Annotated in this window: 20 protein-coding genes; 7 read left to right on the top strand and 13 right to left on the bottom strand. The window is 65.9% G+C overall.

Features of this window, described 5'->3' with window-relative positions; translation table 11 throughout:
• Positions 1–61: 61 nt before the first annotated feature.
• Complete coding sequence (locus AC1DPF_RS01310) at positions 62–844, bottom strand: GNAT family N-acetyltransferase (protein ID WP_477867917.1); 783 nt, start codon at positions 842–844, stop codon at positions 62–64.
• Between the two features lie 161 nt (positions 845–1,005).
• Here AC1DPF_RS01310 and zwf point away from each other — a divergent pair, with 161 nt between their 5' ends.
• The 5 genes from zwf (at position 1,006) to eda (ending at position 6,962) form a co-directional block, all read left to right on the top strand.
• Positions 1,006–2,463: a glucose-6-phosphate dehydrogenase gene (gene zwf, locus AC1DPF_RS01305; RefSeq protein ID WP_477867919.1), complete on the top strand. Its 1,458-nt coding sequence runs from the start codon at positions 1,006–1,008 to the stop codon at positions 2,461–2,463.
• Between the two features lie 31 nt (positions 2,464–2,494).
• Entirely contained in the window at positions 2,495–3,199 is a 705-nt protein-coding gene (pgl, locus tag AC1DPF_RS01300; protein ID WP_477959294.1) for a 6-phosphogluconolactonase, read from the top strand.
• A 200-nt stretch (positions 3,200–3,399) separates the two neighbouring features.
• Positions 3,400–5,220 carry a phosphogluconate dehydratase gene (gene edd / locus AC1DPF_RS01295; protein ID WP_477959292.1) on the top strand — a complete coding sequence of 607 codons (1,821 nt, stop codon included), beginning with the start codon at positions 3,400–3,402 and terminating at the stop codon, positions 5,218–5,220.
• A 165-nt stretch (positions 5,221–5,385) separates the two neighbouring features.
• Complete coding sequence (locus AC1DPF_RS01290) at positions 5,386–6,354, top strand: glucokinase (protein ID WP_477959290.1); 969 nt, start codon at positions 5,386–5,388, stop codon at positions 6,352–6,354.
• Positions 6,351–6,962 (top strand): bifunctional 4-hydroxy-2-oxoglutarate aldolase/2-dehydro-3-deoxy-phosphogluconate aldolase, encoded by a 612-nt coding sequence (gene eda, locus AC1DPF_RS01285; protein ID WP_477959288.1) that lies wholly within the window; start codon positions 6,351–6,353, stop codon positions 6,960–6,962. The genes AC1DPF_RS01290 and eda overlap by 4 nt, the downstream gene beginning before the upstream one ends.
• Positions 6,963–7,041: 79 nt before the next feature.
• Here the strand turns inward: eda and AC1DPF_RS01280 are convergent, their stop codons facing one another.
• The 8 genes from AC1DPF_RS01280 to AC1DPF_RS01245 all read right to left on the bottom strand — a co-directional run bounded on the left by AC1DPF_RS01280 (position 7,042) and on the right by AC1DPF_RS01245 (position 18,162).
• A complete protein-coding gene (locus AC1DPF_RS01280; RefSeq protein WP_477867929.1) occupies positions 7,042–7,392 on the bottom strand; it encodes an energy transducer TonB family protein in 351 nt (116 codons plus the stop codon).
• Positions 7,393–7,478: 86 nt separating this feature from the next.
• Positions 7,479–9,365 carry a methyl-accepting chemotaxis protein gene (locus AC1DPF_RS01275; protein WP_477959286.1) on the bottom strand — a complete coding sequence of 629 codons (1,887 nt, stop codon included), beginning with the start codon at positions 9,363–9,365 and terminating at the stop codon, positions 7,479–7,481.
• A 266-nt stretch (positions 9,366–9,631) separates the two neighbouring features.
• Positions 9,632–11,614 (bottom strand): acetyl-CoA carboxylase biotin carboxylase subunit, encoded by a 1,983-nt coding sequence (locus AC1DPF_RS01270; RefSeq protein ID WP_477867933.1) that lies wholly within the window; start codon positions 11,612–11,614, stop codon positions 9,632–9,634.
• A 122-nt stretch (positions 11,615–11,736) separates the two neighbouring features.
• On the bottom strand, positions 11,737–12,726 hold the full coding sequence (gene bioB / locus AC1DPF_RS01265) for a biotin synthase BioB (RefSeq protein ID WP_477867935.1): 990 nt from the start codon (positions 12,724–12,726) through the stop codon (positions 11,737–11,739).
• Complete coding sequence (gene scpA / locus AC1DPF_RS01260; RefSeq protein WP_477959284.1) at positions 12,723–14,873, bottom strand: methylmalonyl-CoA mutase; 2,151 nt, start codon at positions 14,871–14,873, stop codon at positions 12,723–12,725. The genes bioB and scpA overlap by 4 nt, the downstream gene beginning before the upstream one ends.
• Before the next feature lie 10 nt (positions 14,874–14,883).
• Positions 14,884–15,309, bottom strand: a complete 426-nt coding sequence (mce, locus tag AC1DPF_RS01255) for a methylmalonyl-CoA epimerase (RefSeq protein ID WP_477867939.1) — start codon at positions 15,307–15,309, stop codon at positions 14,884–14,886.
• On the bottom strand, positions 15,309–16,487 hold the full coding sequence (gene bktB / locus AC1DPF_RS01250; RefSeq protein WP_477867941.1) for a beta-ketothiolase BktB: 1,179 nt from the start codon (positions 16,485–16,487) through the stop codon (positions 15,309–15,311). Before bktB ends, mce begins: the two co-directional genes overlap by 1 nt.
• A gap of 142 nt (positions 16,488–16,629) precedes the next feature.
• Positions 16,630–18,162, bottom strand: coding sequence for an acyl-CoA carboxylase subunit beta (locus AC1DPF_RS01245; protein WP_477869226.1), 1,533 nt, complete (start codon positions 18,160–18,162; stop codon positions 16,630–16,632).
• Positions 18,163–18,357: 195 nt separating this feature from the next.
• Between AC1DPF_RS01245 and AC1DPF_RS01240 the strand changes: the two genes are divergently transcribed.
• Entirely contained in the window at positions 18,358–19,776 is a 1,419-nt protein-coding gene (locus AC1DPF_RS01240; RefSeq protein WP_477867943.1) for a helix-turn-helix domain-containing protein, read from the top strand.
• 68 nt (positions 19,777–19,844) lie between these two features.
• A protein-coding gene (locus AC1DPF_RS01235) for an IS5 family transposase (protein WP_477959282.1) occupies positions 19,845–20,608 on the top strand; the annotation gives its coding sequence in 2 pieces (ribosomal slippage) (positions 19,845–20,186 and positions 20,189–20,608; 762 coding nt in all).
• 38 nt (positions 20,609–20,646) lie between these two features.
• On the opposite strand, the gene flhB is transcribed toward AC1DPF_RS01235, so the two are convergent.
• From flhB to fliP, 4 genes are all read right to left on the bottom strand, one after another.
• Entirely contained in the window at positions 20,647–21,786 is a 1,140-nt protein-coding gene (gene flhB, locus AC1DPF_RS01230) for a flagellar type III secretion system protein FlhB (RefSeq protein WP_477959280.1), read from the bottom strand.
• Positions 21,787–21,789: 3 nt separating this feature from the next.
• Positions 21,790–22,572, bottom strand: coding sequence for a flagellar biosynthetic protein FliR (fliR, locus tag AC1DPF_RS01225; RefSeq protein WP_477959278.1), 783 nt, complete (start codon positions 22,570–22,572; stop codon positions 21,790–21,792).
• Complete coding sequence (gene fliQ / locus AC1DPF_RS01220) at positions 22,569–22,850, bottom strand: flagellar biosynthesis protein FliQ (RefSeq protein ID WP_477866237.1); 282 nt, start codon at positions 22,848–22,850, stop codon at positions 22,569–22,571. The genes fliR and fliQ overlap by 4 nt, the downstream gene beginning before the upstream one ends.
• 123 nt (positions 22,851–22,973) lie before the next feature.
• A complete protein-coding gene (fliP, locus tag AC1DPF_RS01215) occupies positions 22,974–23,768 on the bottom strand; it encodes a flagellar type III secretion system pore protein FliP (RefSeq protein ID WP_477959276.1) in 795 nt (264 codons plus the stop codon).
• Between the last annotated feature and the right edge of the window lie 137 nt (positions 23,769–23,905).

The following is a 23,905-nucleotide window of genomic DNA, read 5'->3' as shown; positions in this document are numbered from 1 at the left end:
TGTGATCGCGGGCGCTCATCACCCAATGGCGGTGGCGTCAATCGAAAATTGCAGTCGACGGTCAGGCCGCCACTTCGAAACGCTGCGCATAACGCGACGCGATCCGCGCCACCGGCATCATCACGAACACGTCGATGGTGTTGAACGCATGGTCGATATAGGCGCCGTCGCCAAGTTCGGCACCGACGCGCAGATAGGCCTTGATCAGCGGCGGCAGGCGGCGGAGCGCGTGCCGTGGGTCATAGCCGCCGATCGGCAGGCTCGCGAGCGGGATGGCATCGGCCCCGATCGCCTCGGCTCGCACGTCGAACGGCGCGAGATGGTCATGCGCGAGCAACGACAGGCCGGCGGCATGTTCGGCCGGATCTGTGCCCGGGAAGCTGCCGCAGCCGAACATATAGCCGATTCGATGGGCCTGGAGATAATCGGCGATGCCGCGCCACAGCAGCTGGATCGTGCCGGCATCGCGATAGCGGGCATCGACGCAGGAGCGGCCCAGTTCGAGCAGTTCGACCCCTTCGCGGCGCGCATGGCCCAGCACCCGGGACAGGTCGAATTCCCGCGCCGAATAGAAACCGTCATGCGCCTCCGCCACCGTCTGACGGAGCAGCCGATATGTGCCGACCACCGGGCTGAAGCGGCGGGCATGATCCTCGACCAGCAGGTGATCGCACAGCATGTCATAGGGATCGACGTCGCGCCCTTCGCCGCCGTCGTGGCCGCCGGCCCCCAGGTCACGGAAGAAGATATCGTGGCGCAGCCGCTGCGCCGCAACCACGTCGGCCTCGCCCGCCGCCAATCTTACCGTGAGCCTGCGCTCGCGAATTTCGATCGATTCCGACATGCCCGTCCCCTTGGTGCAACAATGGCACCCGCAAATAATGCGGCGATGCGACATGGCGGCTACCGCCTCGCGATGCTTTTGCTACAAGGGCGTTCAAGAGCCGTGACGGGCACGAACCGAATGTCACGCGCGCGGGGCAGCGACGGAAAAGGGAAAGATTGGTGACTTTACCCAGCGAGAAGCTGCTCCTGTTCGGCGCGACCGGCGATCTTTCGCAGCGCATGCTCCTTCCTTCGCTCTACGGCCTCGCAGCGGAGGGGCTGTTGCCGGCCGATCTCGCGATCGTCGCCACGGCGCGCAGCAGCCATGACGATGCCGCCTTCCGCACCTTCACGGAGACTGCGCTGCGACGCTTCGTGCCCGCGGAACGGCTGCAGGAGGACACGCTGTCCAGCTTCATCGCCCGGCTCAGCTATGTGCCGGTGGACGCCTCGAACGAGGCGGACTTCGTGGCGCTCGCCCAGGCGGTGGGATCGACCGAGAAGGGCCTGTCGATCTTCCTGTCGACCGCGCCCTCGCTGTTCGGGGCGACGATCAACGGCCTCGCCAAGGCCGGGCTGGCCGGTGGCGGCGTCCGCATCGGCCTCGAGAAGCCGCTGGGCTACGACATGGCGTCAAGCCGGCTGATCAACGACGCGGTCGCCGCGGTCTTTCCGGAGGAGCGGATCTTCCGGATCGATCATTATCTCGGCAAGGAAACCGTCCAGAACCTGCTCGCGCTGCGCTTCGCCAACAGCCTGTTCGAGCCGCTGTGGCAGGAAGGCGGCATCGAGCATGTCCAGATCACCGTCTCCGAGACGGTCGGGCTGGAAGGCCGGGTCGGCTTCTACGACGGTGCCGGGGCGATCCGGGACATGGTCCAGAATCACATGCTCCAGCTCGTCGCCATGGTGGCGATGGAGCCGCCTGCCCAGTTCAACGCGACCGCGGTGCGCGACGAGAAGGTCAAGGTGTTGCGTTCGCTGCGCCCGATCGATCGCAAGACGGCGGCGACCCATAGCGTGATCGGCCAATATGGCCCCGGCGCGATGGCGGGCGGCGCGGTGCCCGGCTATGTCGACGAGCTCGGCAAGCCATCGGACACCGAGACTTTCGTCGCGATCAAGGCCAATATCGACAATTGGCGCTGGAAGGGCGTGCCCTTCTACCTGCGCACCGGCAAGCGGCTGCCGAGCCGTCAGTCGGAGATCTTCATCCAGTTCAAAGGGGTGCCGCACTCGATCTTCGATCCGCGCGGCGCGGTGCTGCAACCCAACAAGCTGATCATCCGTTTGCAGCCCGACGAGAATGTCCGGCTGTTGCTGATGTCCAAGGAGCCGGGCCTGGACCGCGACGGAATAAGGCTGAGGGAAGTGCCGCTGGATATCTCGATGCCCAACGCCTTCGCCGACACCCGCCGCCGCATCGCCTATGAGCGGCTGCTGCTCGATCTGGTCGAGGGCGACCAGACGCTGTTCGTGCGGCGCGACGAGGTCGAGGCACAGTGGGAATGGGTCGATGCCATTCGCGATGGCTGGGCGGCCAACGGGCTGAAACCGCGCCCTTATACCGCCGGTACCTGGGGGCCATCGGCGGCGATCGCGCTCACGGAGCGCGACGGCGTCACATGGCACGACTAGAGCGACGAGGAAAACCAATGAGGATCCAGGAATGATCGAAGCCGAATGGTGGGACTATGACGATGCGGCCGAGCTTGCCGATGCGGTGGCGGGCGATGTCGGCTTCATCATCGAATCGGCGCTCGACGCGCGCGGCCAGGCGCTGATCGCGCTGCCCGGCGGCAAGACCCCGGGGCCGATCTTCGAGAAACTCGCCAAGGCCAAGATCGACTGGAAGCGGGTGACGATCATCCCGACCGACGACCGGCTGGTGGCGATGACCGATCCATTGTCCAACGCCGCGCTGATCGCGAAGGCGTTCCTGCCCAAGGGCGCGCGGGTGCTGCCGATCACCACCGACAAGGCCGCCGATCACCGCATGGCCGGCAAGGCGGCCGACGCCCGTCTGCAGGAACTGCACTGGCCGCCCGATCTGGTCTGGCTCGGCGTCGGTGCCGATGGCCACACCGCGTCGATCTTCCCGGGCCCCGATCTCGATGAGGCGCTCAATGGCCCGAAGGTGCGCCGCGCGGTCGGCGTGCTGCCCGATCCCCTGCCTGCCGAAGCCCCGGTCGCGCGCGTGACGCTGACCAAGGCGGCGATACTGTCGGCGCGCACGCTGATGCTGGTGCTCACCGGTGCCGAGAAGCGCAAGCTGCTCGAACGCGCGATCAAGGACGGCGCGTCGTCGACGATCCCGGTCGGGCGGGTGCTGGCGGATGCCGAGCAGGCGATCGATATTCACTGGAGCGAATGATCGTGCCGACCGTAACTCCGTTCGTGTCGAGCCCTTCGACTGCCTGCAAGGCAGGCGCTCAGTATGAACTTCATCCCATGGATGAAGTCGAGACACCCCTCCGAGCGGCAGCGAGGAGCCTTCGCTTCGCTCAGGCGGGCCCCTCGACTTCGCTCGGGACGAACGGGCGTTGGGTACGGCCCTAAGCGAAGGAGTGGGGAATGGCCTTGGATCATGCCGTCGAGGCCGTCACCGCCCGCATCGTCGAGCGGTCCAACGCCAGCAGGCGGGCTTATCTCGAGCTGATCGCGCGCGAACGCGACAGCGGGGTCGACCGCCCCACCCTGTCCTGCGGCAATCTTGCCCATGGCTTTGCTGCGGCGGGTGAGGACAAGTCGGCGATCCGAGACGGCAAGGCGATGAACATCGGGATCGTCACCGCCTATAATGACATGCTGTCGGCGCATCAGCCCTATGGCCGCTACCCCGAGCAGATGAAGCTCTATGCGCGCGAGATCGGCGCCACCGCGCAGGTAGCCGGCGGCGTGCCGGCGATGTGCGACGGCGTCACCCAGGGCCAGCGCGGCATGGAGCTGTCGCTGTTCAGCCGCGACACGATCGCGCTGTCGACCGCGGTCGGCCTGAGCCATGGCATGTTCGAGGCGGCGGCGCTGCTCGGCATCTGCGACAAGATCGTCCCCGGCCTGCTGATCGGCGCGCTGCGTTTCGGCCATCTGCCGACGATCCTGATCCCCGCCGGGCCGATGCCGTCGGGCCTCGCCAACAAGGAAAAGGTCCGCGTCCGCCAGCTCTATGCCGAGGGCAAGGTCGGCCGTACCGAGCTGCTCGAGGCCGAGTCCGCCTCCTATCATGGCGCGGGCACCTGCACCTTCTACGGCACCGCCAATTCGAACCAGATGATGATGGAGGTGATGGGCCTGCACATTCCGGGCGCGGCGTTCGTCAATCCCGGCACCAAGCTGCGTCAGGAGCTGACCCGCGCGGCGGTCCATCGGCTCGCGCAGATCGGCTGGGACGGCAATGACTATCGGCCGCTCGGCCTCTGCGTCGACGAGAAGGCGATCGTCAACGCCGCGGTCGGCCTGCTCGCGACTGGCGGTTCGACCAATCATGTCATCCACCTGCCCGCGATAGCCCGCGCGGCGGGCATCGTCATCGACTGGGAGGATATCGACCGGCTCTCCGCCGCCGTCCCGCTGATCGCGCGGGTCTATCCCAATGGCTCGGGCGACGTGAACCATTTCCAGGCGGCGGGGGGCATGGCCTATGTGATCGCCACCTTGCTCGACGGCGGGCTGCTGCACCGCGATATCCTGACCGTGTCGGGCGGCGACCTGGGCGAATATGCCAAGGATCCCAAGCTCGATGGCGACGGCCTGGTCTGGGAGGACGCGCCCGCCGCCCCGCTCGACGAGACGATGCTGCGGCCGGTCTCGAACCCGTTCCAGCCCGACGGCGGGATGCGCCTCGTCCAGGGCAATCTCGGCCGCGGTACGCTGAAGACCAGCGCCGTCGACAGGGAGCGCTGGACCATCGAGGCGCCGGTGCGGGTGTTCGACGACCAGGACAAGGTCAACGCCGCGTTCAAGGCCGGCGAGCTCGAGCGGGACGTGATCGTCGTCGTCCGCTTCCAGGGCCCGCAGGCGAACGGCATGCCCGAGCTGCACAAGCTCACCCCCGCGCTCGGCGTGCTGCAGGATCGCGGCTTCAAGGTGGCGCTGCTCACCGACGGGCGCATGTCGGGCGCGAGTGGCAAGGTGCCCGCCGCGATTCACGTCACGCCCGAGGCGCTCGCCGGCGGCGCTATCGCTAAGCTGCGCGATGGCGACATGGTGCGGCTGTGCGGCGTCAGCGGGACGATCGATGCGCTGGTCGATGCGGCGGAGTGGGCGGCCCGCGCGCCGGCCGCCTCGCCAGCCGCCCATGTCGGCACCGGCCGTGAGCTGTTCGCCTTCATGCGCCATGGCGCCGATACCGCCGAGCGCGGCGGATCGGCGATGCTGGCGGCGGCGGGACTGTGAGCGCCATGAGGCTGGAACTGACGAGCCATAAATTCGCGCGTCATCCTGAACTTGTTTCAGGATCCACCCTGTCACGGGCAAGCGCTGCGAGGATGATGGGTGGATGCTGAAACAAGTTCAGCATGACGGCAGAGTATATCGGCCGCGCGCCACCGGCCCGGTCGCATGAGGATCGTCGCAGTCGATCTCGGCGGCACTCATGCGCGCTTCGCCATCGCCGAGCTGCATGCGGACCGCCGGCCCACGCTCGGCGCGCCGCGCAAATACCGGACCGCTGACCATCCCGGTCTTGCCGCGGCCTGGGCCGCCTTCGCACGCGACGAGGGCGGGTTGCTGCCGCAGGTGGCCAGCATTGCCATTGCCGCCCCCGTCGACAGCGAACTGATCCGCTTCACCAACAACAGCTGGGTGATTCACCCCGCCACCCTTGCGCGCGAGCTCGGTGTCGAGCGGCTCAGCCTGCTCAACGATTTCGCCGCGATGGCGGCGGCGGTGGGCGTACTGGAGCCTGCCGAGCTGGCCTATGTCGGCGGTCCACAAGGCCCGCTGCCGGACCAAGGCGTGACGACCGTCATCGGTCCCGGTACCGGCCTTGGCGTCGCCCAGCTGCTCAGGCGGGATGGCCGGAATATCGTCCTCGCCACCGAAGGCGGACATATCGATTTTGCGGCGCTCGACGCTTTCGAGGAAAGGCTGCTCGGCCGGCAGCGCGAGCGCCATCGCCGGGTGTCGGTCGAGCGGGTCGTGTCCGGCCCGGCGCTCGCCGATATCCGGGCGACGCTGGCGATGATCGGCAACCAGGCGATCGTGCCGATGGACGACGCCAGCTTGTGGCAGGCAGCCTGTGACGGCACCGACCCGCTCGCGGCGCAGGCGCTCGATCGGCTCGTCATGACGTTCGGCGCGGTGGCGGGCGATCTAGCGCTCGCGCAGGGCGCGAACGCAGTGGTCATTATCGGCGGTCTCGCCAATCGCTTCGGCGCGCGGCTCCGTGGGCCGCTGTTCAACGACCGCTTTCGTGCCAAGGGCCGCTTCGAACGGCGCATGGCCGAGTTCCCGATCCGCCTCGCCTGCCATGCCGAAGCCGGTTTGCTGGGCGCCGCTGCCGCTTTTCAGGAGGAACAACGCCCATGAATGTCGAGCAGGTGATGACCCTCGCGCCGGTGATCCCGGTGCTGGTGGTCCATGACGCAGGCCATGCGCGGCCGATCGCCGAAGCGCTCGCGGCCGGCGGGCTACCGGCGCTGGAGGTGACGCTGCGCACCCCGGCCGCACTCGACGTCATCCGCGAGATGGCGAAGGTGGAGGGCGCGGTGGTTGGCGCGGGCACGGTGCTCAACTCCGACGACCTCAAGGCGAGCGTCGATGCCGGCGCCCGTTTCATCGTCTCGCCGGGGCTGACCGAACCGCTGGTGCGCGCCGCGCAGGATGCCGGCATTGCGATCCTGCCGGGCACCGCCAATGCCAGCGACATCATGCGCGGCCTCGACATGGGGCTGACCCATTTCAAATTTTTTCCCGCCGCCGCCAATGGCGGCATCCCGGCGCTCAAGGCGATTGCCGCCCCGCTGTACAAGGCGCGCTTCTGCCCGACCGGCGGCATCAGCGAAGCGACGGCGCCCGAGTGGCTGGCGCTCGATGCCGTGCTGTGCGTCGGGGGAAGCTGGATCGTGCCGGCCGGGGAACCCGACGTCGCGGAGATAAGGAAAAGGGCGGCCGCAGCGGCAAGACTGCCGCGCTGACCGCCCTCAAGGTGGAACCATCACTGGTTCTTGCATGATATCCAAGTCGCCAGGCGATTCGGCCTGGCCGGGAAATGCTTTAGTTCAGCTTCCACGTCAGCGGCACGACCAGCGACGCGGAGCCGCCCGGGGGAAGCGGGAAAGAGCCGACCCGCTTGGCGACGGCCAGCGCCTCGCGATCGAGCACCGCCGATCCCGACGGTTCGACCAGGGAAACCGCGGCGATCGATCCATCGGTGGTGATCTCGAGCTTGATCTTTGCGGTGCCCTCGTCGCCGCGCATCTGTGCCGCGGCCGGATAGCTCTGCTTTGATGCCAGGAGCTGGCGGACCTTCAGGGTCCAGTCTGGCGTGGCCGCCGCATAGCATGCGCTCGCGGACAACAGCGTTGCGGCCAGGCCAAGCACCAGATTGCGCAGGGGATTCGTCACGGATTTACTCCTTGTTTCTACGGACGTTGAAATAGATGATTCGGGTTTCGACGCGGATAACGGCTGTGGTTAACGGCGGGCGGGCTTCAGAATTCCGCCCAGTCGTCCTCGTCGGCCTTGAGCGCGAGCGCGCCGTGGACCGCAGGCGCTGCAGCGTGGCGGGCACGCGGTGCCGGCGCATCGACGGGCCCCGCGGCATGGGCCGGCTGGTCCGCGCTGGTGCGGAAGGCGGACACCCGCTCGGCGAGACGCTGTGCCTCGGCCGACAGGCTTTGCACGCTGGCATTGGTCTCTTCGACCATCGCCGCATTCTGCTGGGTGACGCTGTCCATGGAGTTCACGCCGCCGCTGATTTCGGTCAGGCCCGAGGCTTGCTGCTCATTGGCTGCGGCGATGGCGGATACGAGATCGGTGACCTGCGCAAATTCCGCCACGATATCGCTCAGCGCCGATCCCGAGCGCTCGACGAGCTGCACGCCGGTGACGACCTGTTGGCTCGACGTCGCGATCAGGGCGCGGATCTTGCCCGCGGCTTCGGTGCAGCGCTGCGCCAGGACGCGGACTTCGGTGGCGACGACGGCAAAGCCGGCGCCTGCCTGGCCGGCGCGTGCCGCCTCGACCCCGGCGTTCAGCGCCAGCAAATTGGTCTGGAAGGCGAGATTGTCGATCGTCGAGACGATTTCTTCCATCTCCCGGCTCGATGTCTCGATGGTCTTCATCGCCGCGATCGCCTGGCCGGCGGTGCTGCCCATGGCTTCGGCGGATGACCGCGCAGCCGCGACCTTTTCGCTGGTTTCGCGGGCATTGCCAGCGGTCAGCCGGACGGTGCCCATGAACTGCTCAAGCGCAGACGCCGTGCAGGCCAGCGAATTGGCCTGGCGCTCGGTACGCTGCGACAGGTCCTGCGCTGCCTTGGCGATTTCCCCGGTGCCCGAACGGATCGTGCCGAAGCCGTCGACGATCTCGGTGATCGTCGAGGACAGGCGATCCAGTGCGTCGTTGAAGTCGCGATGGAGCTGGCCGAGCGGCCCTTCGGCATCATCGGGGACACGGACGGTCAGGTCGCCATGCGCGACGGCGGCAAGCCCGGCGCCGATCGCTTCGACCGTGCGCTGGGTGGCCTGGCTGCGCGCCTGGTCTTCGGTGGCGCGCTGCTGATCGGCGAGCGCGCGCTCCTGCTCTGCGGCGAACAGCGCCTTGAAGCCGTCGAGCGCCCGGGCGAGGCTGCCGATTTCATCGTGGCGGCGCATCGCCGGGATCGCAACCGAAAGATCGCCGTTGGACAGTGCCCTGACCGCATTGCCCATCCTCGACAGCGGCCGGGCGATACCCAGCAGCAGCATCGCCATCAGCAGCACCGCGACGAACAGCGCGGCGCCGATCGAACGGATGACGAGGAGGCGGGTCTTCGCATAGATCTCGCTGGCGGCGTGCGATGCCTGCTGGCCGCCCTTTTCGTTCAGGTCGACGAGCGCGAGGATATTGTCTTCGACCGCATAGAATCGATCGAGGCTGTCGCCGCGGAACATCGCGACGGCACCGGCCGAATCGCCGGCCTGGCTCAGCTGGACCATCTGCTGGTTGGCGGCCAGATAGTCCTGCCAGCTCGACTTGAGGGCGGCGAACGCGGCCTGCTGGTCGGCGTCCTTGGCATAGGCGGCATAGTCGGCCAGCATGGCCTTGATCGCCGTGTCGGCATTTCTGAGCTGGATGGCGGCCTTGCGCCGTCCCGCGTCATCCTCCGACATCACCTCCAGCCCCTGGCTGATGCGATATTGCGAGGTATAGGCGTGGATATCGCCGACGAGCTTGGTGGCCGGAAGCCATTGCGTGCGCATCTTGCTCGAAAGGTCGTTGACCTCGCCGATCTTGAGCACGGCGACACTGCCGAGACCTGCAATCATGCCCAGCATGGTCAGGAAGGCCAGGGCCATTTTCCCGCCGATACCGAATTTCGCCATCAAAGAACCCACCGCTCGCTCCTCCCAGTCCAGGAAGATACCTCAACCTGGAAATGATGGCGGAGCTTAGCCGTGAAATGGTTAATTCATTGTCGCCTGCCGGAGAGGCATGGGCGATTTACCGCCGCAAGCTGCGACTGCGTCGGAACTGATTGAATTCAGGATAAACTTTCAAGGCCGACACGACGCCGGCGGCGTCTCGCGCCGGGGCCGCAACCCGCCGCAGGCGCGGCGGGAGCAATCGATTCGGCCGGCATCGGCGCGCCGGCCGAATCGGCTCATTCGAACTCGAGAATCACCGCATCGACGGCGAGGCTGTCGCCCGGCTTGGCCGCAACCGACTTGACCACGCCGGCCTTCTCGGCGCGCAGGATATTCTCCATCTTCATCGCCTCGACCACGGCCAGCGGCTGGCCGGCCTCGACCTTGGCGCCCTCCGTGGCATGGATCGCGGTCACCAGCCCCGGCATCGGGCAGAGCAGGAAGCGCGACATGTCCGGCGGGATCTTCTCGATCATGTGGTGCGACAGGGTCGCGACCAGCGGCGTCAGCACGCGCAGGTTATGGCTCGCGCCGCGCGTCGTGAAGCGCCAGCCGGTGCGCTTGCGCTCGACGCGCAGCGACAGTTCCTCGCCATCGACCAACGCCTCGACCAGGCGCTGGCCCGGAACATAGGGCGCATCGACGACCACGGCGGTTCCATCGACCAGCACCGAATCCCCGGAGAGTTCGATCTGGCGCTCGATGCCGTCGAGCGTCACCACCCAGCGGCTCGAGGGCTCGGCAGGGCCGTTCAGCCGGCCTTCGATCTGCGCCCCGCGCGCCGCATCGACGCTCGCAAGCACGCCCGCGATCGCGGCAAGCTGCAGGCTCAGCGTCTCGCTGGCCGGAGCGCCGGAGAAACCGTCGGGATATTCCTCGGCGATGAAGCCGGTGGTGATGTTGCCGCTGCGGAAGCGCGGGTGCTGCATCAGCGCTGACAGAAAGTCGATATTATGGCCGATGCCCTCGATCTCGAACCGGTCGAGCGCGCTGACCTGCTTGTCGATCGCGTCCTCGCGGGTCGCGCCGTAGCTGATCAGCTTGGCGATCATCGGATCGTAGAACATCGAGATCTCGGAGCCTTCATAGACTCCGTCGTCGACCCGGACATTGTCGACCTGCGCGGGCGGGCGATAGCGCACCAGGCGGCCGGTCGACGGCAGGAAGCCGCGATAGGGATCCTCGGCATAGACCCGGTTCTCGACCGCCCAGCCTTGGAGCTTCACCTGCTCCTGGGTGAGGGCGAGCTTCTCGCCATAGGCGACGCGGATCATCTGCTCGACCAGATCGAGCCCGGTGATGCACTCGGTGACCGGATGCTCGACCTGGAGGCGGGTGTTCATCTCGAGGAAGTAGAAGCCCTCGCCGCTGGTGTCGGCGCCGCTGACGATCAGCTCGACGGTGCCTGCGCTGTAATAGCCCACCGCGCGCGCCAGCGCGACGGCCTGCTCGCCCATCGCCTTGCGCATCTTGGGGGTGACGAAGGGCGACGGGGCCTCCTCGACCACCTTCTGATGGCGGCGCTGGATCGAGCATTCGCGCTCGTGCAGGTAGAGGATGTTGCCATGCTTGTCGCCGAGCACCTGGATCTCGATGTGGCGCGGGCTCTCGATGAATTTCTCGATGAAGACGCGGTCGTCGCCGAAGCTGCTGAGCCCCTCGCGCTTCACGCTCTCGAAATTCTCGCGGACGTCCTTCTCGCTATAGGCAAGGCGCATGCCCTTGCCGCCGCCGCCGGCCGACGCCTTCATCATCACCGGATAGCCGATGCCGTTGGCGATCTCGACGGCATGGTCGGTCGAGTCGATCTCGCCGACATAGCCGGGCACGACGTTGACGCCGGCCGCCTTGGCGAGCTTCTTCGATTCGATCTTGTCGCCCATCGCCGCGATCGCGCCGATCGGCGGGCCGATGAAGGCGATGCCGGCATCCTCGAGCGCCTGGGCGAAGCTGGTCCGCTCCGACAGGAAACCATAGCCGGGATGCACCGCCTCGGCGCCGGTGTCCTTGCACGCCTGGATGATCCTGTCGGCGATCAGGTAGGATTCCGACGCGGGCGGCGGCCCGATATGGACGGCTTCGTCCGCCATCTCGACATGCGGCGCCCGCGCATCGGCGTCCGAATAGACCGCAACGGTCTTTATGCCCATGCGCCGGGCCGTCTTGATCACGCGGCATGCGATTTCGCCGCGATTGGCGATCAGGATCTTCTTGAACATCTCGTCCCTTTGTCAGTCTTTTGCCGTCACCCTGAACCTGTTTCAGGATCCACCGGGACCGCCGAGCGCGCTCCCGTGGATAAGTGGATGCTGAAACAAGTCCAGCATGACGGGTGAAGTGATTACTCCGCCGCCAGAGCTTCCGGCGTGCTATTGATCGAACCCCTGAGCCCCAGCTTGGCGAACAGCCGCGAATCGGCATCGCTGCCCTGGTTGCCGGTGGTCAGCAGCCGGTCGCCGGTGAAGATCGAATTGGCGCCGGCGAGGAAGCAGAGCGCCTGGGTGGCCTCGCTCATGCTCTCGCGCCCCGCCGAAAGCCGCACGACCGAGCCCGGCATCGTGATCCGCGCGACGGCAACGGTGCGGACGAACTCGATATCGTCGATCCGCGCCTCGGGCAGGCCCTCCAGCATGTCGCCGAGCGGCGTGCCCTTGACCGGCACCAGCGCATTGATCGGCACGCTGCCCGGATGTTCGGGCAAGGTGGCCAGCGCATGGAGGAAGCCGACGCGGTCGGCGCGGTCCTCGCCCATTCCGACGATCCCCCCCGAGCAGACGTTGATCCCCGCCTTGCGGACGCGCTCCAGCGTGTTCAGGCGGTCGTCGAAGGTCCGGGTGGTGACGACCTTGTCATAATATTCCGGCGAGCTGTCGATATTGTGGTTGTAATAGTCGAGCCCGGCCTCGGCGAGCTTCTCGGTCTGCTCGTCGCTGAGCATGCCCAGCGTCATGCAGGTTTCCAGGCCCATCGCCTTGACGCCCTCGACCATCGAGACGATCGCGTCCATGTCGCGGTCCTTGGGGGAGCGCCAGGCCGCCCCCATGCAGAAGCGCTCGGAGCCCGATGCCTTGGCTTCGCGCGCCGCCGCCAGCACCTCCTCGACCTGCATCAGCTTGGTCGCCTGGAGGTCGGTGTCGTTGCCCGCCGCCTGGCTGCAATAGCCGCAATTCTCCGCACAGCCGCCGGTCTTGATCGACAGCAGGGTCGACAGCTGGACGGCGTTGGCGTCGTGATATTCGCGGTGTGAGGCCTGCGCCTGCCAGAGAAGGTCGTTGAACGGCAGTTCGAACAGCGCCGCGATCTCGCTGCGGGTCCAGTCGTGACGGATCATTCCGCGGCCTCCTCGAAGCCTTCGGGCGGCTGGTTGTGCCCGAGGAGCCTGAGCACCTCGGTCGCCGCGCCGACGAGGTTGGTGCCGGGGCCGAAGATGCCCTGCACGCCCGCGTCGCGCAGGAACTGGTAGTCCTGCGCCGGGATCACGCCCCCGGCGATGACCTTGATGTCGGTGCGGCCGGCCTCCTTGAGGTGGCCGATCAGCTCGGGGATCAGCGTCTTGTGCCCGGCGGCCAGGCTCGACGCGCCGACCACGTCGACATCGGCCTTGATCGCGAGCTCGGCGGCTTCCTTCGGAGTCTGGAACAGCGGCCCGGCCACCACCTCGAAGCCCAGGTCGCCGAACGCCGACGAGACGAGATTCGCGCCGCGGTCATGGCCGTCCTGACCCATCTTGGCGACCAGCATGCGCGGCTTGCGGCCCTTGCGGCGCTCGATCGCGGACACGCCCTCGATCAGGCCGGTCCAGCGCGCATCGTCGCCATAGGCGCCGCCATAAACCCCCTTCACGGGGGTTGGATTGGTGCCGTAGCGGCCGAACACCTGCTCCATCGCCGACGAGATCTCGCCCAGCGTGGCGCGGGCGCGCGCGCAGTCCACCGCCAGCGCGAGCAGGTTCTCGCTGCCTTTGGCGCCTTGGGTCAGCGCGGCGAGCGCCGCCTGGCATCTGGCCTCGTCGCGGCCGGCCTTGACCTTGGCGATGCGGGCGACCTGCGATTCCCTTACCGCGACATTGTCGACGTCGAGGATGTCGATCGGGTCTTCCTGCGCGAGCTTGTACTTGTTGACCCCGACGATGACTTCATCGACCCGGTCGATCCGCGCCGCCTTGGCGGCCGAGGCCTCCTCGATCATTGCCTTGGGCCAGCCGGCGGCGACGGCCTTGGCCATGCCGCCCTCGGATTCGACCTTCTCAATGATCTCCCAGGCCTTGTCGACCAGCTCCTGGGTCAGCGCCTCGACATAATAGGAGCCGCCGAGCGGATCGACCACCTTGGTCATCCCGGTCTCTTCCTGGATGACGATCTGGGTATTGCGCGCGATCCGGGCCGAGAAATCGGTCGGCAGCGCGATCGCTTCGTCGAGCGCGTTGGTGTGGAGCGACTGGGTGCCGCCCAGCATCGCCGCCATCGCCTCGATCGTGGTGCGCATGACGTTGTTGTACGGATCCTGCTCGGTCAGCGACACGCCAGAGGTCTGGCAATGGGTGCGCAGCATCTTCGAGCGCTCGTCCTTCGCGCCCAGCTTCGTCATCACCCGATGCCACAGCACGCGCGCGGCGCGCAGCTTGGCGATCTCCATGAAGAAGTTCATGCCGATCGCGAAGAAGAAGCTCAGCCGGCCCGCGAAGGCGTCGATGTCGAGCCCCGAGGCTACGCCATATTTCACATATTCCATGCCGTCGGCGATGGTGAAGGCGAGCTCCTGGACCTGCGTCGCCCCGGCTTCCTGCATGTGATAGCCCGAGATCGAGATCGAGTTGAACTTGGGCATGTTCTGCGAGGTGAAGGCGAAGATGTCCGAGATGATCCGCATGCTCGGCTCGGGCGGATAGATATAGGTGTTGCGGACCATGAACTCCTTGAGGATGTCGTTCTGGATGGTCCCGTCGAGCTGGGCCTGCGAAACGCCCTGCTCCTCGCTCGCGACGATGAAGAAGGCCAGGATCGGGATCACGGCGCCGTTCATCGTCATCGACACCGACATCTGGTCGAGCGGGATGCCGTCGAACAGGATCTTCATGTCGTCGATCGTATCGATCGCGACGCCGGCCTTGCCGACATCGCCCGTCACCCGCGGATGATCGCTGTCATAGCCGCGGTGGGTGGCGAGGTCGAAGGCGACCGACAGGCCCTTCTGGCCGGCCTTGAGGTTGCGATGATAGAAGGCGTTGGAGGCCTCGGCAGTCGAGAAGCCGGCATATTGGCGGATCGTCCAGGGACGCCCGGCGTACATCGATGCGCGCACGCCGCGGGTGAACGGCGCGAAACCCGGCAGGCCGGGATTGATGTCGGCCACGTCCTCGGCGGTGTAGAGCGGCTTGACGGCGATACCTTCCGGCGTGTTCCACGTCAGGTCCTTGCCCTTGACCTCCTTGGTGGCGGCCGCTTCCCATTTTGCCAGGTCCGGCGTCTTGTCGCTCATCGAAGCTTCCTCAGTGATTCGCGCCAGCCTTAGGCGTTTCCATGATCTCGGTCAGCACGCCGCCCATGTCCTTGGGGTGGACGAAGAAGATCGGCGTGCCATGCGCACCGATGCGGGGCTCGCCCAGCACTTTCGCCCCCTTGGATTCGAACCAGGCCTTGGCGGCATGGATGTCGGGCACTTCATAGCAGAGATGATGCTGGCCACCCGCCGGATTCTTGGCGAGAAAGCCGTGGATCGGCGAAGCTTCGCCCAGCGGCTCGATCAGTTCGATCTGGCTGTTGGGCGTGTCGACGAAGCACACCTTCACGCCCTGCGCGGGCAGGTCGAATGGCGCGCGGATCACCTCCGCGCCCATGACGTCGCGATAGAAGGCGATGCTCTCCTCGATCGAGGGCGTCGCGACCCCGACATGATTGAGGCGGCCCAGCTTCATCAGACCCGCTCCACCACCATCGCGATGCCCTGGCCACCACCGATGCACATCGTGATCAGGCCGTAGCGGCCGCCGGTGCGCTGCAGCTCATAAATGGCCTTGACCATCAGGATCGCGCCGGTCGCGCCGACCGGGTGGCCGAGCGCCACGCCAGAGCCGTTCGGGTTGAGCTTCTCGCGATCGAAGCCGAGCGTCTTGGCGACCGCGAGCGCCTGCGCCGCGAACGCCTCGTTCGCCTCGATGACGTCCATGTCATCGAGCTTCAGGCCCGCGCGCTTGAGCGCGACGGGGACCGCCTTGATCGGGCCTTCGCCCATATATTCGGGCTCGACGCCGGCATGGCCCCAGGCGATGATTTTCGCCATCGGCTTGAGGCCGCGCTTCTCGACTTCGCTGCCTGTCGCCAGTACGACCGCGGCCGCGCCGTCATTGATGCCCGAGGCATTGGCGGCGGTGACGGTGCCATCCTTCTTGAAGGCCGGCTTCATCTTGGCGAGGGTTTCGCCGTTGGTGTCGGCGCGCGGATGCTCGTCGGTATCGAACACGGTCACGCCCTTGCGGGTCTTGATCTCGATCGGAAGGATCTGCGCCTTGAAGCGGCCCTCCGCGATCGCGCGGCTAGCGCGCTGATGGCCCTCGAGGGCAAGCGCATCCTGCTCTTCGCGGGTGATCTGGTGGCGCTCGGCGCAATTTTCGGCGGTGATGCCCATATGATAGCCGCCCGAGGCGTCCTGCAGTCCCTGGACGAGCGCATCGGTCAGGACATTGTCGCCCATCTTGGTGCCCCAGCGGATGCCATGGTCATGATAGGGCACGTTCGACATCGACTCCGCGCCGCCCGCGACGGTGATGGATGCTTCGCCAAGCTGCATCATCTGCGCCGCCGATACGATCGCCTGCACACCCGAGCCGCACAGCCGGTTGAGCGTGAAGGCGGGCACCTCGAAGGGGATGCCGGCATTGAGCGCGATGGTGCGCGAGAGCATGCCATCCTTGGCGCTGGTCGGCATTACCTGCCCGATGACGACGTGCTGCACGTCGGTCGGCGCGACGCCGGCGCGGCCGATGGCCTCCGCCACCACCTTGGTGCCGAGATCCGACGGGAAGAAGCTCTTGAGCGATCCGCCGAAGTCCCCGATCGCGGTGCGAACGCCGCTGACGATATAGATTTCTTCCATTTTCACTCCCTCTCCCGCTGGCGGGAGAGGTTCGGGGAGAGGAGCCGAGCGTTAGCCAGGCTGTCCATCCGATCCGGTCCGCGGCGGTAAAAATTAAAAAAACCTCTCCCAGGCCTCTCCCGCAAGCGGGAGAGGCCGGAAGTCACAACGGTATATTATCGTGCTTCTTCCATGGATTTTCGAGGCTCTTGTTGCGGAGCTTGCGAAGGCCCAGGGCGATCCGCCGCCGTGTCGAATGCGGCATGATCACTTCGTCGATGAATCCCTTCGAGGCGGCGACGAACGGATTGGCGAAGCGATCCTCATATTCCTTGGTGCGCGCGGCGATCTTGTCCTTGTCGCCGATATCCTTGCGGAAGATGATCTCGACCGCGCCCTTGGCGCCCATCACCGCGATCTCCGCGGTCGGCCAGGCATAGTTGAGGTCGCCGCGCAGATGCTTGGAGGCCATGACGTCATAGGCGCCGCCATAGGCCTTGCGGGTGATCACGGTGATCTTCGGGACGGTGGCCTCGCCATAGGCGAACAGCAGCTTGGCGCCATGCTTGATGATGCCGTTATGCTCCTGCGATGTGCCGGGCAGGAAGCCGGGCACGTCGACGAAGGTGATGATCGGGATATCGAAGGCGTCGCAGAAGCGCACGAACCGCGCAGCCTTCTTCGAGGAGTTGATGTCGAGGCAGCCGGCCAGCACCATTGGCTGATTGGCGACGATCCCCACCGGCCGGCCCTCGATGCGGCCGAAGCCGATCACGATATTGGCGGCATGATTCGGCTGGACCTCGAAGAAATCGCCTTCGTCGACGACCTTGTTGATCAGCTCCTTGATGTCATAGGGCTTGGCCGCGCTGTCGGGGATCAGCGTGTCGAGGCTGGCGTCGAGCCGGTCCCACGGATCGTCGGTCGGACGCACCGGCAGCTCGTGGCGGTTCGACAGCGGCAGGAAATCGACGAAGTCGCGAACCGAGAGCAGCGCCTCGATGTCGTTCTCGAAGGCGTTGTCGGCCACCGAGGTCTTGGTGGTGTGGGTCACGGCGCCGCCCAGGTCCTCCTGGGTCACCACCTCGTTGGTGACCGTCTTGACCACGTCGGGGCCGGTCACGAACATGAAGCTGCTGTCCTTCACCATGAAGATGAAGTCGGTCATCGCCGGTGAATAGACCGCGCCGCCCGCGCAGGGGCCCATGATCACGCTGATCTGCGGAATCACCCCGGAGGCGAGGATGTTGCGCTGGAACACCTCGGCATAGCCGGCAAGGCTGGCGACGCCCTCTTGGATGCGGGCGCCGCCCGAATCGTTGAGGCCGATCACCGGAGCGCCGACCTTCATCGCCATGTCCATGACCTTGCAGATCTTCTGGGCATGCCGCTCGCTCAGCGCGCCGCCATAGACCGTGAAGTCCTGGCTGAACAGGAACACCAGCCGGCCGTTGATCGTGCCCGATCCGGTGACGACGCCGTCGCCCGGGATATGCTCCTGCTCCATGCCGAAATCGGTGCAATTATGCTCGACATACATGTCGAGCTCCTCGAACGAGCCTTCGTCGAGCAGCACCTGGACGCGCTCGCGCGCGGTCAGCTTGCCCTTCTTGTGCTGCGCGTCGATGCGCTTGCTGCCGCCGCCCAGCCGCGCGGCTGTGCGTTTTTCTTCGAGCTTCTGCAGGATCGCCAGCATTTTGGGCACTCTGCTCCCTTGGATGATTCTGCGCGCCCCCTTTCCAAGCTTTGCGGGATAACGCAAATGTGAAATTGCGGAATTGCGAAATGGAGATTTGCAAATAGCCTCGGCGCAGGCCTCTTCACCAGCCCTCGGTGCTGTGCCAAGCTATTTGCGGATTAAGATCTGCATTTTGCAAAATGAGAGCTGAAGATGGCGAGGCGCACCGGAACCAGATTATTCGCGGGGCACGAGCTGAAGGCTCTTCGCCAGCGTGCCGGGCTCGGTCAGGCCGCGATGGCGCAGCGGGTCGGGCTGTCGGTATCCTATCTCTCACAACTCGAAAATGACGACCGGCCGGTCACGCCGGCGGTGACCGAATCCTTTGCCCGCGCCTTCCCGATCGACTGGAATGGCGCGCAGGCCGACGATGCCGACCGGCGGCTGGCCGCGCTGCGCGAGGCCTTTGCCGATCCGCTGTTCGCGGCGGCGGGCCTGGGCGGGCCGGCGCTACATCGCGCGGTGGAGCAGCAGCCGCTTTTCGCCGACCATTTCGTCCGGCTGCATGATGCCTATCGCCGCATCGAGGGCCGGTTGCAGATGGTCGATGACCGGATCGCGATCGGCGTGCCCGGCGATGACCGGCTGCCCTGGGAAGAAGTGCGCGACTGGTTCCACGAGGAGGGCAATTATGTCGACAGCATCGACCGCGCCGCGGAGACGCTGGCGCAGGAACTTGACGCCGAGCCGTTGACCGAGGGCCTGATCGCGCATGTGCTGAAGGAGCGCCACGGCGTCGATGTTCTCGTAGCGAGCGACGATGGCGGCATGCTGCGCCGGTTCGACCGCGCGCGCGGGCTGCTGACGATCGGTACCGCCCAGCCGCCCGAGACCCGGCGCTTCATGATGGCGCACCAGCTCGCCCTGCTCGAATTCCGCTGGCAGATCGCCGTCGTGGCCGGCAAGGCGCAGCTGCGCGCGGCCGAGGCGCACCCGCTGCTCTCGGTCGGCCTCGCCAATTATGCGGCCGGCGCGCTGCTGATGCCCTATGGCCGGTTCCGCGAAACCGCGCGGGCGATGCGCCACGACATCGACCGGCTGTGCCAGCGCTTCGGAGTCAGCTTCGAACAGGCTTGCCATCGGCTGTCGACCTTGCAGCGCCCGGCCGAGCGCGGCGTGCCCTTTTTCTTCTGCCGGGTGGACATGGCCGGCAACATCACCAAGCGCCACTCCGCGACGCGGCTGCAGTTCGCGCGCTTCGGCGGCGCCTGCCCGCTATGGATCGTGCATGAGGCGGTGGCGATTCCCGATCGGATCCTGGTCCAGATGGCGGAGATGCCCGACGGCGCGCGCTATGTCTCGATGGCCAAGGGCCTGGTGAAGCCTTCGGGCTCTTTCACCCGCGCGCCGCGTCGCTTCGCCGTAGCGCTCGGCTGCGAGGTCGAGCACGCCCGCGACTTCATCTATGCCGACGCGCTGGACATCGCCAATGTCGAGGCGGCGATGCCGATCGGCATTTCCTGCCGGCTCTGCCCACGCCAGCATTGCGACCAGCGCGCCTTCCCGCCGGCCGGCCGTGAGATCACCGTCGATGCGGATCGTCGCGACGTGGTGCCCTACCGGGTGGGCTAGGCGGTGTGGACTCTAAGGATTCCCTTTTGGGCTGAGTTCTGATTCAAGGCTGTCTTTTGGAGGCAGTCATGGGTGTGATGGACCGGTTGGTGCTGACCGACAGTGGGTGGGACCGCATGGCGCCGTTGATTATAGGGCGCCCCGATCAGAAGGGCTCGACGGGCCGGGATAATCGCATGTTCGTCGAGGCGGTTTTATGGATTGTGCGGACGGGCTCGCCGTGGCGAGATTTGCCGGAGGTATTCGGAGACTGGAACAGCGCATTCCGCCGCTTCAGCCGATGGAGCGCCAAAGGGGTCTGGTGGCGGATATTCGAGGCGATGTCGGATGATCCGGACTTCGAATATCTGATCATCGACAGCACCGTAGTTCGCGCCCATCAGCACGCTGCCGGGGCTAAAAAAGGGGGCCTGAAGATCAAGCCCTTGGCCGCTCGCGCGGGGGGCTGAGCACCAAGATCCACATGGCGGTACGCGGACTTGGCTGTCCCGTTCGGTTCACGCTGACCGCCGGTCAAAAGGGCGATGCGCCCCAAGCCGGAGCCTTGATCGAGGGGCTGCCCGCCGAGGTCGTTATGGCGGATACAGCCTATGATGCTGACGCGCTGCGAAAAGCCATTGCTGACAAAGGCGCTATCGCCGTCATCCCCAACAACCCCTCGCGCGCACTCAAACACCGTCTGGACAAGCAACTCTATGCCCAGCGCCATCTTGTCGAATGCTGCTTTTCCAAGCTCAAGCAGTTCCGCCGCGTCGCCACCCGCTTCGAGAAAACCGCCCGGAATTATCGCGCTGTCGTTACCCTCGCCGCCATCGTCCTATGGCTCAGGTAACTGTCCACACCACCTAACCCTGTTCATGGCGCCGAGGATTAGACGACGGTCTGGCCATCCTCATCGAACCGCGCGCCGGTCGGCACCTCGATGTCGGGCTGGACGATTCCCTCCGCCATCGCGCGGTCGAGATTGAACACGAAGGCAAGGATCGCCGCGACCGCGATGAACAGGTCATCGCGGATCATCTGCCCCGAACGGCTGGTATAATAGATCGCGCGCGTGAGCTGCGGATATTGCAGCAACGGCACTTCGAGTTCTGCGGCAAGCTCGCGGATCGCATCGGCGGTGGCGCCGCGTCCGCGGGCGAGGACGATCGGCGCGGCGTCATACCCGGGTTTGTAGCGCAGGGCGACGGCGAAATGGGTGGGGTTGGTGAGAACCACGGTGGCCTCGATCACGGCCTTGCGCGCCGAGCCCTTTGCCATCTGCATCTGCTTCTGGCGAATCGCCGCTTTCATTTCGGGCGAGCCCTCGGTCTGCTTGCTCTCGTCCTTGATCTCCTGCTTGGACATCCGGAGCCTTTTTGCCCGCTGGAAGATCTGTGCGGGAACGTCAGCGCCGGCGACGATCGCCAGCGCCATCGTCATTACCAGGACCGCGAAGATGAAGGTCGATCCGAGATGATTGAGCGCGGTGCGCATATCCTGCTGCCCCATGGTCACGATGGCAGCGACCTGGTCCATCAGCAGCCAGTAGCCGACCGCGCCGAGCGCGATGATCTTGAGCAGCGACTTGCCCAGCTCGATCAGCCCCTGCATGCCGAAGATGCGCTTGAGCCCCGCCGCCGGGTTGAGCTTGCCCGGATTGAAGCTGATCGCCGACCAGCGGAAGCCGTGCGACCCGAGCATCGCGGGCGCCGCGATCGCCGCTGCCATGGTCAGTGCGAACAGCAGGATGATCGGCATGGCGATCGTGGCGACGGTGGAGAACACCGCGCCGAGCGGATCGAAATCCTGGATGGCACTGCTGTCGAACGACAGTGCGTTCGACAGCATCTGCTTGAGCGCCGCGATCAGCCAGGGGCCGGCCATCGCGATCCAGACGGCACCGACAATCATCACCAATGCGGTGCCAAGCTCCTTGGATTGCAGGACATCACCTTTGTCGGTGGCATCCTGCCGGCGCTTCGCGGTCGGCGCTTCGGTTTTCTCGTCGTCCTCGGGACCCTCGGCCACCGCCTATTTCCCCGCGGCCAGCAGCCGGGCCTCGGCCAGTCCACGCTGGATCGCGGCGGTGATGCCGTCGGCCATGACCGGCGCGGCTATCGCCATCAGCACCAGCCCGGCCATGAGCGTGGCAGGCAATCCGACCGAGAAGATATTCATCTGCGGTGCCGAGCGCGCCAGCATCGCCATCACCAACTGGACGAGAATGATCGCGAAGCCCACCGGCAGCGCGATAGCGAGCCCGGCGGCGAACAGGTCGCCGCCAAACAACACCAGGCCTTGCACGCTCTTCGCCCCGAGCCACGCCTCGCCCGGCGGCAGCGCGTGATAGCTTTCGACGATGATCGCAGCGAGCTGGAGATGGCCGCCGGTCGACAGGAACAGGAAGACCGCCATCAAGGACAGGAACTGGCTGACCGCGGGGCTTGGGGCTCCGCTCGCGGGATCGACTATCGCGGCAAAGCCCAGGCCCATGGCGTTGCCGATCACCTCGCCTGCGACCATCGCGGCGGAAAAACCGATCTGGACGGCAAAACCCAGCGCCAGTCCGGCCAGCACCTCGCCAGCGACCAGCACGAAGCCGGCAACCGAGACGACCCCGCCCACCGGCAATACGAAGGGTGTATTGGCCAGCGCCGGCACTCCGATCGCCAGCGCCACGACCGCACGAAGCTGCAGCGGAACCTGCGGCGCGCCAAACACCGGGGCGGCGATGAAAGCGGCACCAGGCCGGATCATCGCGATCATCCAGAGCCAGAGCTGGGTTTCCACCCCGGCCAGGCCTTGGGGTATCATCTCAGCATGTCCGGAATCCGCGCGAACATCTCGCGGGTGAAATCGGCGAGCAGCATCATGATCGCGCCACCGAACAGGGCCAGCGCAATGCCGACGACGATCAGCTTGGGCACGAAGCTCAGCGTCTGCTCGTTGATCGAGGTCGCCGCCTGGATCATGCCCAGGATGATGCCGGCGACGAGGGCCGGGATCAGGATCGGCGCCGATGCGAGCGCAAGGATCCACATCGCCTGCTGGGCGATGCCGATGAAATAGTCGGGGGAGCCGGCGCTATCCATGCGCGCGCGCCATCGACCCACCATTCGTCATCCCAGCGAGAGCTGGGATCTCCCTTTTCTCTGGCGATGGACAAGGCAAAGAGATCCCAGCTTTCGCTGGGATGACGGGCGAGAAGGCGCCCCTCACGTCGCGAAGCTCCCCGCCAGCGAGCCCATAGTTAGTGCCCATCCGTCGACAAGAACGAACAATAACAGTTTGAATGGCATGGAGATTATCGCCGGAGACAGCATCATCATGCCGAGCGACATCAAGGTCGACGCGACCACCAGGTCGATCACCAGGAACGGCAGGAATATCAGGAAGCCGATCTGGAACGCCGTCTTCAACTCGCTCGTGACATAAGCCGGCAGCAGGATGGAGAAGGGAATGTCGGCCGCGCGGGCGAAGCGCGGTGCCTTGGCGAGATCAGCGAACAGCTTCAGGTCGGTCTGACGGGTCTGGAGGACCATGAACCGGTGCAACACCGTGCCGCTGCGGGTGATCGCCTCCTCCATCGTGATCTGCCCGGCGCCATAGGGTTTGAAGGCATTGGCGTTGATCTGGTCGATCGACGGCCGCATGATGAACAGCGACAGGAACAACGCCAGGCCGACCAGCACCTGGTTCGGCGGCGTCTGCTGCAGGCCTAGCGCCTGGCGCAGCAGCGACAGCACGATGATGATCCGGGTGAAGCTGGTCATCATCAGCACCAGCGACGGCAGCACCGTCAGCAGGCTCATCAGCACCAGGATCTGCAACGACAGCGACAGCGGCCGGCCATCCCCCGAGATCGTCGTCATTGCCCGGTCGAGCGCGCCGGTCTGCGCCGGCCCTGCGGTGGAGGCGATGGCGGGATCGGCGATCAGGAGAGCCGTGAACAGCAGTACTGCGACAGCCAGAATCGATCGGATGGTGATGCGGCGCCCCCCTGTCATCATGGGGTTTCAGCACTTGGGCAGGTTAACTTCAAGCGCTTCGTCCTCTTCTCTTCGTCATTCCGGCGAAAGCTGGAATCTCAGTTCCCTTGTGCGGACGAGAAAGGCAGCGAGATCCCAGCTTCCGCTGAGATGACGAT

The organism is Rhizorhabdus sp. P4_G6 (assembly GCF_056401045.1).
Note: the sequence above shows the minus strand (reverse complement) of the source record. Positions and strands in the feature narration are given on the sequence as shown.